8 protein-coding genes and 4 pseudogenes are annotated in these 12,433 nt (G+C 52.9%); 9 read left to right on the forward strand and 3 right to left on the reverse strand.

Annotated features, from left to right (window positions below; all coding sequences use genetic code 11):
• The first annotated feature begins 162 nt into the window (after nt 1-162).
• From nudF to O3W44_RS15325, 6 genes and pseudogenes are all read left to right on the forward strand, one after another.
• Nucleotides 163-797 (forward strand): annotated as a pseudogene (gene nudF, locus O3W44_RS15300) (ADP-ribose diphosphatase).
• The gene (locus O3W44_RS15305) at nt 794-1,219 is read left to right on the forward strand and encodes a DUF1249 family protein (RefSeq protein ID WP_269293726.1); all 426 of its coding nucleotides are present in this window, start codon (nt 794-796) and stop codon (nt 1,217-1,219) included. The pseudogene nudF and the gene O3W44_RS15305 overlap by 4 nt, the downstream one beginning before the upstream one ends.
• 43 nt (nt 1,220-1,262) lie before the next feature.
• Nucleotides 1,263-2,090, forward strand: a complete 828-nt coding sequence (gene cpdA / locus O3W44_RS15310; protein ID WP_269293727.1) for a 3',5'-cyclic-AMP phosphodiesterase — start codon at nt 1,263-1,265, stop codon at nt 2,088-2,090.
• Nucleotides 2,091-2,093: 3 nt separating this feature from the next.
• Nucleotides 2,094-2,675 carry an esterase YqiA gene (gene yqiA, locus O3W44_RS15315; protein ID WP_269293728.1) on the forward strand — a complete coding sequence of 194 codons (582 nt, stop codon included), beginning with the start codon at nt 2,094-2,096 and terminating at the stop codon, nt 2,673-2,675.
• Between the two features lie 47 nt (nt 2,676-2,722).
• Nucleotides 2,723-4,615, forward strand: a pseudogene (gene parE, locus O3W44_RS15320) (DNA topoisomerase IV subunit B).
• Between the two features lie 100 nt (nt 4,616-4,715).
• On the forward strand, nt 4,716-5,615 hold the full coding sequence (locus O3W44_RS15325) for a LysR substrate-binding domain-containing protein (RefSeq protein ID WP_269293729.1): 900 nt from the start codon (nt 4,716-4,718) through the stop codon (nt 5,613-5,615).
• A gap of 65 nt (nt 5,616-5,680) precedes the next feature.
• Here the strand turns inward: O3W44_RS15325 and O3W44_RS15330 are convergent, their stop codons facing one another.
• A complete protein-coding gene (locus O3W44_RS15330) occupies nt 5,681-5,989 on the reverse strand; it encodes a putative quinol monooxygenase (RefSeq protein ID WP_269293730.1) in 309 nt (102 codons plus the stop codon).
• A gap of 31 nt (nt 5,990-6,020) precedes the next feature.
• Nucleotides 6,021-6,602, reverse strand: coding sequence for an NAD(P)H-dependent oxidoreductase (locus tag O3W44_RS15335; RefSeq protein ID WP_269293731.1), 582 nt, complete (start codon nt 6,600-6,602; stop codon nt 6,021-6,023).
• A gap of 323 nt (nt 6,603-6,925) precedes the next feature.
• Between O3W44_RS15335 and parC the strand changes: the two are divergent.
• The 3 genes and pseudogenes from parC (at nt 6,926) to ftsP (ending at nt 11,556) form a co-directional block, all read left to right on the forward strand.
• A pseudogene (gene parC, locus O3W44_RS15340) lies at nt 6,926-9,200 on the forward strand (DNA topoisomerase IV subunit A).
• 46 nt (nt 9,201-9,246) lie between these two features.
• On the forward strand, nt 9,247-9,984 hold the full coding sequence (locus O3W44_RS15345) for a 1-acylglycerol-3-phosphate O-acyltransferase (protein WP_269293732.1): 738 nt from the start codon (nt 9,247-9,249) through the stop codon (nt 9,982-9,984).
• A 142-nt stretch (nt 9,985-10,126) separates the two neighbouring features.
• Nucleotides 10,127-11,556 (forward strand): annotated as a pseudogene (gene ftsP, locus O3W44_RS15350) (cell division protein FtsP).
• Nucleotides 11,557-11,601: 45 nt separating this feature from the next.
• Here ftsP and dkgA read toward each other — a convergent pair.
• A complete protein-coding gene (gene dkgA / locus O3W44_RS15355; RefSeq protein ID WP_269293733.1) occupies nt 11,602-12,429 on the reverse strand; it encodes a 2,5-didehydrogluconate reductase DkgA in 828 nt (275 codons plus the stop codon).
• Nucleotides 12,430-12,433: the final 4 nt, after the last annotated feature.

The following is a 12,433-nucleotide window of genomic DNA, read 5'->3' on the forward strand; positions in this document are numbered from 1 at the left end:
AAAAAATTATCGCCGATTCTAGCAGAGTGCAACTGTATGATAAGTTGGCTGAACGTGCCTTCTGCGCCTAATTTACGCAATTAATTCAGAAAGAACCACTCGGTTAGCGCACAAGGGTTGGCTTTTATTCGCTTCATCCCAATCTGCATAAGGAACCAGACGATGACGGAAGAAAAAAAATCTCCTGTGACTTTCACAAAAAACGATGTAGAAATTATTGCACGCGAAACAGTCTACGATGGTTTTTTTCTGTCGTGCGTTATCGTTTTCGCCACCGTCTTTTTAATGGCGAAATGAGTGCTGAAGTGCAGCGTGAAGTTTTTGAACGCGGACATGCCGCCGTCCTGCTACCTTATGATCCCTTACGTGATGAAGTGGTGCTGATCGAACAGATCCGCATTCCTGCTTATGACGCCGGTTCAACGCCGTGGTTGCTGGAGATGGTGGCGGGTATTATCGATCCGGGTGAAAGCGTGGAGCAGGTTGTCCGCCGCGAAGCGGTGGAGGAAGCAGGATTGCAGGTTGGGCGCATTAAACCCATGCTCAACTACTTCGCCAGTCCCGGTGGGACGAGCGAAAGATTATCAGTTTTGGTCGGAGAAGTGGATGCCAGCCAGGCACAAGGATGCCATGGTCTGGAGGAAGAGAATGAGGACATTCTTGTCCATGTGGTGAGCCGCGAACAGGCTTATCGCTGGGTGGAACAGGGGATTATTGATAACGCCGCGTCTGTCATCGCACTGCAATGGCTGGCGTTGCACCATGAGAAATTAAGAGAAGAGTGGACACAAAGATGAAACAGCGTTATACCCCTGATTTTCCTGAAATGATGCGTCTGTGCGAAACCAATTTCGCTCAGTTACGCCGCCTGCTGCCGCGCAGTGACGAGGCGGGCGCATCGGTGGTTTATCAGGTGAGTGGCGCCCGTTACCAGTTAACCATTGAAGAGTCGACGCGTTACACCACGCTGGTGGAAATACGCCAGGTTGCGCCAGCCGTCAGTTACTGGAGTCTGCCTTCAATGTCTGTGCGGTTGTATCATGATGCCATGGTCGCTGAAGTGTGTTCCACGCAGCAGATCTATCGTTTTAAAGCGCGCTATGATTATCCTAATAAAAAATTGCATCAGCGCGATGAGAAACACCAAATTAATCAGTTTCTCGCGGACTGGTTGCGCTACTGCCTGGCGCATGGCGCAATGGCAGTACCGGTTTGCTGAATGCGTATAATGCATTAAATAGCGTGGAGATGAAGGAAACGCTTTGGATAGCCTGCTAACTCTGCCTGCGGAAAAAGGATCCGAAATCAGGATTTTACAAATTACGGATACCCATCTTTTCGCAGGTAAACATGAATCGCTGCTTGGGGTGAATACCTGGTCGAGCTTTGACGCCGTTTTAGACGCGATCATTGCCCAGCAACGCGAGTATGACCTTGTTATGGCAACCGGCGATCTTGCTCAGGATCACTCTGTTGATGCCTATCAGCATTTTGCTGAGGGCATTGCTCGTTTACCGAAGCCGTGCGTTTGGCTGCCGGGTAATCATGATTTTCAGCCCGCGATGTTTGACACCCTGGCGGAAGCAAAAATTAACGCTGATAAACATGTGCTACTGGGCGATCACTGGCAGTTAGTGCTGCTGGACAGTCAGGTGTTCGGTGTACCGCACGGCATGTTGAGTGAGTATCAACTGGAGTGGCTGGAAAAAACGCTGGCGCTTTATCCGCAACGCCATACTCTGGTGATACTGCATCATCATCCTCTGGCTTCCGGTTGTACGTGGCTCGATCAACACAGTTTACGCAATTCACATCAGCTGGATGCGGTACTGCAAAACTATCCGTTAGCGAAAACGCTGGTGTGTGGGCACATTCACCAGGAGATGGACGTTGAATGGCACGGGCGACGCGTTCTGGCCACGCCTTCAACCTGTGTGCAGTTCAAACCGCACTGCACCAGTTTTACGATTGATACCCTTGCCCCCGGCTGGCGATGGTTTACGCTGCATGCAGATGGCCGGGCTGAAACCGAAGTTAATCGCCTGCAAACTGAGGCTTTTCGTCCCGATCTTGATTCAGAAGGATATTGATCAATGGCGGCGCTGCTCTATCTGCACGGTTTCAACAGTTCACCGCGTTCGGCTAAAGCGACACAATTTCAGCAATGGCTGACAACTCACCATCCCGGCATTGAGATGATTGTGCCTCAGCTGCCGACTTTTCCAGCCGAGGCAGCAGCGATGCTGGAAGATATTGTCATGGGCCGAAGCGGAGAAACCGTGGGCATAGTGGGTTCTTCGCTGGGGGGCTATTACGCTACGTGGCTTTCGCAGTGCTTTATGTTACCGGCGGTGGTGGTCAATCCTGCGGTGCGTCCCTTTGAGCTGCTGGTGGATTTTCTTGGCGAGAATCAGAATCCCTACACCGGTCAGCAATATGTGTTAGAGTCACGCCACATTTACGATCTGAAAGTTATGCAGATTGACCCGTTGGAAGCGCCCGATTTGTTGTGGTTACTGCAACAAACCGGCGATGAAGTACTCGATTACCGTCAGGCGCTCGACTATTACAGCGCGTGCCGCCATACGGTAGAAGAGGGCGGCAATCATGCTTTTATCGGATTCGAACGCCATTTCCCGCAGATTCTGGATTTTCTGGGCTTGAATCACCCATAAATGATGCGGAAATCGCAACCATTTACCCTTCTAATCAGATATTTACGATGAGTCAATCAAACTATAACGCGGATGCCATTGAGGTCCTGACTGGCCTTGAGCCTGTTCGCCGTCGCCCGGGGATGTACACCGATACGACGCGACCCAACCATTTGGGTCAGGAGGTGATTGATAACAGCGTTGATGAGGCGCTGGCAGGTCACGCAAAGCGGGTAGAGGTCATTTTACACGCCGATCAGTCGCTGGAAGTGATTGATGACGGTCGCGGTATGCCCGTTGATATTCACCCTGAAGAGGGGTGCCAGCAGTTGAGTTGATCTTTTGTCGCCTGCATGCGGGCGGTAAATTCTCGAATAAAAACTATCAATTCTCTGGCGGCCTGCATGGCGTAGGCATTTCGGTGGTTAACGCCCTGTCAAAGCGCGTGGAAGTCACGGTTCGTCGTAACGGTGAAGTCTATAGCATGGCGTTTGAGAATGGCGACAAAGTACAGGATCTCACTGTCACTGGCACAGTCGCGAAACGTAATACCGGGACACGCGTTCAGTTCTGGCCGGACGAAAGCTTCTTCGATAGCCCGCGCTTCTCAGTGACGCGCCTGACGCACTTGCTGAAAGCCAAAGCGGTATTATGTCCCGGCGTCGAAATCGTTTTCAAAGACAAGCTGAATAACACCGAACAACGTTGGTTCTACGAAGATGGCCTGACAGATTATCTTTGCGAAGCCGTTAACGGCTTGCCAACGCTGCCAGAAAAACCCTTTGTGGGAGCCTTCGCGGGCGATGTTGAAGCGGTTGACTGGGCGCTGCTGTGGCTACCCGAAGGCGGAGAGCTGCTAACCGAAAGCTACGTAAACCTGATCCCAACCATGCAAGGGGGACGCACGTTAACGGCTTGCGTCAGGGGTTGCTGGATGCGATGCGTGAGTTTTGCGAATACCGCAATATTCTGCCACGCGGCGTTAAGCTGTCTGCCGAAGATATCTGGGATCGCTGCGCGTACGTGTTATCGGTGAAAATGCAGGATCCACAATTTGCCGGTCAGACCAAAGAGCGCCTGTCGTCACGCCAGTGTGCGGCGTTTGTTTCGGGTGTGGTGAAAGATGCTTTCAGCCTGTGGCTGAACCAGAACGTTCAGGCCGCTGAACAACTGGCTGAACTGGCCATCTCCAGCGCGCAGCGTCGTATGCGTGCGGCGAAAAAAGTGGTGCGTAAAAAACTCACCAGTGGCCCAGCCTTACCCGGTAAACTGGCAGACTGCACCGCGCAGGATCTGAATAAAACAGAGCTCTTTCTGGTGGAAGGAGACTCCGCAGGCGGCTCGGCCAAGCAGGCGCGCGACCGTGAATACCAGGCTATCATGCCGCTAAAAGGCAAGATCCTGAATACCGGGAAGTCTCCTCTGATGAAGTGCTGGCGTCGCAGGAAGTGCATGACATTTCAGTGGCGATCGGCATCGATCCCGACAGTGAGGATCTCAGCCAGTTGCGTTATGGTAAGATCTGTATCCTCGCCGACGCCGACTCCGATGGCTTGCACATTGCCACGCTGCTTTGTGCACTGTTCGTCAAACATTTCCGTTCGCTGGTCAAAGGCGGACATGTATATGTTGCGATGCCGCCACTCTACCGTATCGACCTGGGTAAAGAAGTCTATTACGCGCTCGATGAGGATGAAAAAGAGGGTGTGCTGGAACAGTTAAAACGTAAAAAAGGCAAGCCTAACGTTCAGCGTTTCAAAGGGTTGGGTGAAATGAACCCGCTGCAGTTGCGAGAAACCACGCTCGATCCTAACACCCGCCGCCTGGTGCAGTTGACCATCAGCGACGAGGATGTCGAACAGACGTTACGTGTGATGGATATGCTACTGGCTAAAAAACGTTCTGAAGATCGCCGCAACTGGTTGCAGGAAAAAGGCGACACGGCAGACCTCGAAGTCTGAAAATCGGGACGCTACGGCGTCCCTTTGTTTTTTGTCTGTCCGTTAATACTTTTCTCAACAATGCTGCTGGCAGACCTTTACCCGCTGTTCTGGAACGATTGTGAAGATAACACTGGAAGAATTACGCGCCTGGGTTGCGGTCGTGGATAGCGGATCGATTACCGCCGCCGCAGAACAGCTGGAGCAGACCAGCTCAGGCATCAGCCGGGCGTTAAGCCGCCTGGAAAGTAAATTACAAACCACGCTGCTACACCGCACTACCCGTAGGCTGGCGCTTACCGAAGAGGGGCTGATTTTCCTTGAGCATGCCCGTCAGATTCTGACATCAGTAGAGCAGGCAGAAGAGCAGATTGCCCAGCGACGCGAAATTCCTGCGGGACGCCTGCGCGTTAACGCCGCCGCGCCGTTCATGCTGCACGTCATTGTGCCGTTAGTTGACGCGTTTCGCCGCAGCTATCCGCTGATTCAGCTGGAACTGAATACCGATGACATCGTCATCGATCTGCTTGAACAGCAAACTGATATTGCCATCCGCATCGGTGAGCTGCGTGACTCAACCCTGCGCGCCAGAATGCTGGGCAGCAGTCTGACCCGTTTAATGGCCAGTCCCGCTTACCTTGAGCGAAACGGCACGCCCACCACCGTCGATGCGCTGGCGGAGCATCAGCTGATTGGGTTCAGCGCCTCTGATACGCATAATTTCTGGCCGGTATGGCAACGCGAAGGGGAGTTTTTGCAGATCAAACCCACGCTCTCCGCTTCCAGTGGCGAAACTATCCGTCAGTTAGCTTTAGCCGGGCAGGGCATCGCCCGTCTTTCCGATTTTGTTACACGCGAGGATCGGGCTGCGGGCCGGTTGATACAGGTACTGGAAGCGGAAACCCATGTATATCGGCTGCCGATTCATGCTGTTTATTACCGAAACACGACGCTCTCAACCCGCATTACCTGTTTTCTGGATTTTCTGCGCGACCAGATCGCAGAGCAACAACTTTTCTGAGCACGTTGTCGGGAAATAAAAAAATCCCTCATTAAAATGAGGGCTTTTTTGCGGTCAGTCACTTATCAGGCTGCGGGTTCAAGCACTAAAATTTTCACGTCAACGACATCGTCTTTGATGCGTTCACGGTGCTTTTCCATATGCGCCATCTGCTGATGCTGCTCCAGATGACGCAGGGATCCCCACTGCTCCAGCATAAAAATCGAGTCAGGCGAATTGTGTTTCCATGGCATCTGCGCCTGGTGATCCAGCAGCGCATCGTATTGATGACAACCTTCTTCATCCAGCACGGTCGGGATCAATTGCTGGATAGCTTCCAACACCACCTGACGGCGGCCTGGTTTGACACAAATTTCAGCAACAACGGTTAACATGCGCGTTTCCTCTTTCGCAGCGAAACTCTATTTAAGCAAAGATTTGGCTGAGATGAGTCCGATAACGTTCGATATCGCGTGGCACATCGGGTTGTTTAATCACATCGTTACAAATGAAGGTCGGTAACGCTTCCATTCCCAGGAACTGGTTGGCTTTGTGAAAATGGAGATAAAGACCATCAACACCAACGCCTTCAAAGAACTGCTCAGGATCGGTAAAGGCTTCCAGCGGTGCATTCCACGTTAAAGAAAGCATATATTTTTTGCCCTGAATCAGGCCGCCAGAGCCATATTTTTTCGCCGCATCTGAGCGGGTACGACCATCACTGGCATAGAGTGAACCGTGCCCTTCTGTAAACACATCGTCGATGTAACGTTTGACCGTCCACGGCTCGCCCATCCACCAGCCCGGCATCTGGTAAATCACGACATCACTATCGAGATACTTTTGTACTTCTTCGGCAACAATATAATCGCTGTCGGCAACGGTCACGATCACTTCGTGTCCGAGGTCACGTAACTGGCTGGCCGCCACGTCTGTTAAGGTATGGTTCAGTTCACCTTTTGAGTGAGCGAAGGTTTTACCACCATCAATAATGAGAATTTTGCTCATTGGTTTGTCCCGTTTTTTTAAGATGGGGCAGAGTTTACGCGCGAAGCGGCAGCGGAAAAAATGGAAGCAGGATCACAACACTTTTGCTAAAAAAGCAATAATACTTCGGTTTATGCCCACTTTCGTTTGCAAACTAACCTCATGCAGCGCACACAAACTGGTCAGGCTTATTCAGCGTGTTTAATCACTGGGTTAACCATCGCAGTACTGCTCACTGTGCCGTGCTTCCCCTGTGACTAAATCTGGCGAATAAGGTACTATCCACGCCAAACAACCGCCGGGTGTCTTGCCGTTGTGAGACACGATGTGAGGATGAGAACGTAATGAGTGAATTGACGCAGGATGGTGCAGAGCGTCTTGCCTTGCACACCTTTACTGAGAATGCGTACCTGAATTATTCGATGTACGTCATTATGGACCGCGCCTTGCCTTATATTGGCGACGGTCTGAAGCCCGTGCAGCGCCGCATTGTTTATGCCATGTCTGAACTGGGGTTGAACGCCAGCGCAAAATTTAAAAAATCAGCACGTACAGTGGGTGACGTGCTGGGTAAATACCATCCGCACGGCGACAGCGCCTGTTACGAAGCGATGGTATTAATGGCGCAGCCGTTCTCTTACCGCTATCCGCCTAGTGGATGGCCAGGGAAACTGGGGTGCGCCGGACGATCCTAAATCGTTCGCCGCCATGCGTTATACCGAATCACGCCTGTCAAAGTATGCCGAAGTGCTGCTGGGTGAACTGGGACAGGGCACGGTAGATTACACGCCTAACTTCGACGGCACACTGCAAGAGCCGAAGATGTTGCCTGCGCGTCTGCCAAACATCCTGTTAAACGGCACTACCGGCATAGCTGTTGGCATGGCGACAGATATTCCACCGCATAACCTGCGTGAAGTGGCGCAGGCGGCGATTGCCCTGATCGACCATCCTAAAACCACGCTTGATGCCCTGCTGGATATCGTACAAGGCCCCGATTTTCCGACTGAAGCGGAGATCATTACGCCACGCGACGAAATCCGCAAAATCTATCAAAACGGTCGCGGCTCGATTCGTCAGCGTGCCGTATGGAAAAAAGAGGACGGCGAAGTGGTCATCACGGCGCTGCCGCATCAGGTTTCGGGTGCGCGCGTGCTGGAGCAAATTGCCAACCAGATGCGCAACAAGAAATTGCCGATGGTGGAAGATCTGCGTGACGAATCCGATCACGAGAATCCTACCCGTCTGGTGATTGTGCCGCGCTCTAACCGCGTCGATCTCGATCAGGTAATGAATCACCTGTTTGCCACCACCGATCTGGAAAAAAGCTATCGCGTTAACCTGAACATGATCGGCCTTGATAATCGTCCGGCGGTGAAAAACCTGCTGGAGATCCTGTCCGAGTGGCTGGTTTTCCGTCGCGATACCGTGCGTCGTCGTCTCAATTACCGCTTAGAGCGCGTGCTGCGTCGCCTGCATATCCTTGAAGGTTTGCTGGTGGCGTTCCTTAATATTGATGATGTTATTCACATCATTCGTACAGAAGATGAGCCAAAGCCGGTACTGATGTCGCGCTTTGAGATTAGCGAAACGCAGGCTGAAGCGATCCTCGAACTGAAACTCCGCCATTTGGCGAAGCTGGAAGAGGTGAAGATTCGTGGCGAGCAGAACGAACTGGAAAAAGAGCGCGATCAAATCCAGGCGATTCTGGCTTCTGAGCGCAAAATGAATACCCTGCTGAAGAAAGAGCTGCAGGCCGACAGCACCGCTTATGGCGACGATCGCCGTTCGCCGCTGCGTGAGCGTGAAGAAGCCAAAGCGTTGAGTGAAACCGATCTGGTGCCTTCAGAGCCGGTCACGATTGTGCTGTCACAAATGGGTTGGGTGCGCAGTGCTAAAGGTCATGATATTGACCCAAGTGGACTGAGCTACAAAGCGGGTGACAGCTATCTGGCTGCGGCACGCGGCAAGAGCAACCAACCCGTGGCGTTTATCGACTCTACCGGCCGCAGTTACACCCTCGATCCAACATCGCTGCCTTCAGCCCGCGGTCAGGGCGAGCCACTGACCGGCAAGATAACGCCGCCGCCGGGCGCGGTAGTTGAACAAGTGCTGATGGAGCCGGACGAGCAAAGACTGCTGATGGCATCGGATGCGGGCTACGGCTTTATTTGTACCTTCAACGATCTGATCTCGCGTAACCGTGCGGGCAAAGCTCTGTTAACGCTGCCGGACAATGCGCGCGTCATGACGCCTCTGGCGGTTCATCACGAAGATGACATGCTGCTGGCGATTACTCAGGCCGGACGTATGCTGATGTTCCCGGTAGGCGAACTGCCGCAAATGTCGAAAGGCAAGGGTAACAAGATTATCTCTATTCCGTCAGCAGAAGCGGCAGCGGGCCAGGACAAGCTGGCCTGGCTGCTGATCCTGCCGCCGGGCAGCGCCATTACGCTGTATGTGGGTAAGCGCAAACTCCTGTTGCGCAGCGAAGAGCTTCAAAAATTCCGCGCCGATCGTGGTCGTCGTGGCACGCTGTTACCGCGTGGCCTGCAAAAAATCGATCGTGTGGAACTCGATGCCCCAGCGCGTCCGGGTAAAACGGATAGCGAAGCGTAAGCAACCGGGCTGACAACCTTGTCAGCCACGGGACAATGAGGAAGCTATGTTACTAATACTACGTACTATTTTCGTGGTTATTTATTCGATACTGTTGTGTGTTTTTGGTTGTGTCTGGTGTTTGTTTTCTCCGCGTAATCCGCGTCATGTGGCGACGTTTGGTCATTTGTTTGGCAAACTCTCTACCGTATTTGGCGTTAAAGTTGAACTGCGGAAACCGCAGGGCGCAGAGAATTACGGTAATGCGATTTATATCGCCAACCACCAGAACAATTACGACATGATCACCGCGGCCAAAATTGTGCAGCCAACCACAGTCACGGTCGGGAAGAAAAGCCTGTTGTGGATCCCGTTTTTTGGCCAGCTTTACTGGCTGACCGGTAACCTGCTGATTGACCGTGATAATCGGGCTAAAGCGCATGGCACCATCGGTGAGTTAGTGGAGCAGTTCAATAAAAAACGCATCTCGTTCTGGATGTTCCCGGAAGGTACGCGCAGCCGTGGACGCGGCCTGCTGCCTTTTAAAACCGGGGCTTTTCATGCTGCAATGGCGGCGGGTGTCCCGATCATTCCCATTGTGGTCTCTAACACGCATGGCAAGATCGATCTTAACCGCCTGAAGAACGGGTTGGTTATTGTCGAGATGTTGCCGCCAGTGGATGTCAAAGCGTTTGAGGCCTCTTCAGTGCGTAAACTGGCGACGCACTGCCGCGAGTTGATGTCGGCGAAGCTGGAAGAGCTCAACGCCGAAGTCGAAGATCGCGAAAAAAACGGTAAAATCTGACCGGCGAACTCATCGCCGACTATCCTGCAGGGATGCCGCACGGCAACGGGGACTTTTCCGTTGCCGTGAACGCAGCACAGCAAATACAGCAATAAAAACAGGGTTGGCGTTTTAGCGCCACGCGTAAAAGGTCAGAAGTTTTATGTCTTTCAGCAGACGTCAGTTCATCCAGCTTTCTGCTGGAGTGGCGCTTAGCGCCGGTGTTATGCCTCATGCGGCCCGTGCCGCCTCAAATGCCAGCGGTGACAGGCCGCTTCCGGTACCTCCGCTGCTTGAGTCACGTCGCGGCCAGCCGCTGTTTCTGACGTTGCAGCGCAGCCATTGGTCTTTAGCGGCGATAACAATAAAGTGCCGGTGTGGGGCGTTAATGGCATGTATCTTGGCCCGACGGTGCGTGTTTACAGTGGCGATGACGTCAAAATGATTTACAGCAATCGTCTTAACGAACCGGTTTCCATGACCGTGAGTGGTCTGCAACTACCGGGCGCGTTGATGGGCGGTGCACCGCGCATGATGTCAGCAGGCGCTGACTGGGCACCGGTTTTGCCGATTCGCCAGGGCGCATCAACCTGTTGGTATCACGCTAATACGCCAAATCGCATGGCACCTCATATTTATAACGGCCTGGCAGGAATGTGGCTGATTGAAGACGAGGTGAGCAAGCAATTACCTTTGCCGAAGCACTATGGCGTTGACGACTTCCCATTAATCATTCAGGACAAGCGTCTGGATACCTTTGCCACGCCGGTTTATGACCCACCGCAGGATGGCGGCTTTTTAGGCGATGTGCTGCTGGTTAACGGCGTGCAAAATCCCTATGTGGAAGTCTCACGCGGCTGGGTGCGCTTGCGCTTGCTGAACGCCTCTAATGCGCGTCGCTATGATATGAGCCTGAGCGACAACCGTCCTTTTACCGTTATCGCCAGCGACCAGGGCTTTTTGCCAGCACCCGTTGCGGTACAGCGACTCACGCTGGCACCGGGGGAACGCCGCGAAGTGTTGATTGATATGTCGCAAGGGGATGAAGTATCGATTACGGCGGGAACGGCGGCGGGCATTATGGATCGCCTGCGCGGCTTCTTCGAACCCTCTTCGATTCTGACCTCCACGCTGGTCCTGACGTTGCGCCCCACGGGATTGTTGCCGCTGGTGACGGATAATTTACCGATGCGCTTGCTGGCCGATCAAATCCTTGATGGCGCGGCCGTGCGCACGCGGGAATTCCGTATCGGCGACAGTATGCCGGGCATCAATGGTGCCATGTGGGATATGAACCGCATCGACACCACGGCGCAGCAGGGGACGTTTGAACGCTGGATCCTGCACGCTGATCGCCCTCAGGCATTGCATATTCAGGGCGTCATGTTTTTGATTAAAAGTGTGAATGGCGCCCAGCCGATGGGCGAAGATCGTGGCTGGAAAGATACCGTGTGGGTAGATGGCGATGTGGAGTTGCTGGTGAGTTTCCCGCAGAGTTCGTCAGATCACTTTCCGTTTACCTACTACAGCCAGACGCTGGAACTGGCCGATCGCGGTACAGCAGGGCAGTTGCTGGTACAGCCGTCGGTTTAACCTTTATCCTCCCCTATTTTAGAGGGGAGGATAACCTGCATTCACTCAACCATTAAAGGTTTCGGGGTTCGGTCCCAAACGATTCCCGCTGTCCAGTTTAGCGATTTCGCTCACTTCGTGTTTATCCAGACGGAAATCAAACACCTTAAAGTTCTCTTCAATACGGGCAGGCGTAACTGATTTAGGGATCACCACCAGGCCGCTGTCGAGATGCCAGCGAATCACAATTTGCGCGGCAGTTTTACCATATTTTTTCGCCAGCGTTTTGATGACTTCCTGATCAAACACCCCTTTACCGCCTTGTGCCAGCGGACTCCAGGATTCGGTCTGAATTTGATGCATCGCATTCCAGGCGTGCAGCGTGCGCTGTTGCAGCATGGGGTGTAGCTCAATCTGGTTAACCACAGGTGTCACACCCGTTTCATCCAGCAAACGTTTCAAATGTGCTTCATGGAAGTTACATACGCCGATGCTCTTCGCCAGCCCTTGCTGTTGAAGCGCAATCATCCCTTTCCATGCCTCAACATAGTGGTCTTTTTCCGGGCACGGCCAGTGCATTAAATAGAGATCGACCTGATCCAGTTTGAGCTTTTCCAGGCTGGTTTCCATCGCCTGTTGCACGTTTTGCTGATCATCATTCCACAGCTTGGTGGTGACAAAAATCTCTTCACGCGCAACGTCAGTCTCCTGGAGTGCCTGACCAATTGCTTCTTCATTTTTGTAGGCTGCTGCCGTATCAATAGAGCGATAACCGACTTCCAGCGCCTTCAGCACCGCTTTGCGTGCATCCTCCATGCTGGCCTGCCACACGCCGAGTCCCAGCTGCGGCATCATGTTACCATCGTGCAGTTTGATAATGGCCTGGTCTGCCATAAAT

This window comes from Pantoea sp. LMR881, from assembly GCF_027157825.1.
Taxonomy (GTDB): Bacteria; Pseudomonadota; Gammaproteobacteria; order Enterobacterales; family Enterobacteriaceae; genus Pantoea; species Pantoea haifensis.

Excerpts from the sequence above, each read along its gene's own strand:
- O3W44_RS15305 (WP_269293726.1), top strand. The coding sequence starts at position 794 with ATGAAACAGCGTTATACCCCTGATTTTCCTGAAATGATGCGTCTGTGC.
- dkgA (WP_269293733.1), bottom strand. The coding sequence starts at position 12,429 with ATGGCAGACCAGGCCATTATCAAACTGCACGATGGTAACATGATGCCG.
- O3W44_RS15330 (WP_269293730.1), bottom strand. The coding sequence starts at position 5,989 with ATGTTAACCGTTGTTGCTGAAATTTGTGTCAAACCAGGCCGCCGTCAG.
- O3W44_RS15335 (WP_269293731.1), bottom strand. The coding sequence starts at position 6,602 with ATGAGCAAAATTCTCATTATTGATGGTGGTAAAACCTTCGCTCACTCA.
- yqiA (WP_269293728.1), top strand. The coding sequence starts at position 2,094 with ATGGCGGCGCTGCTCTATCTGCACGGTTTCAACAGTTCACCGCGTTCG.
- O3W44_RS15345 (WP_269293732.1), top strand. The coding sequence starts at position 9,247 with ATGTTACTAATACTACGTACTATTTTCGTGGTTATTTATTCGATACTG.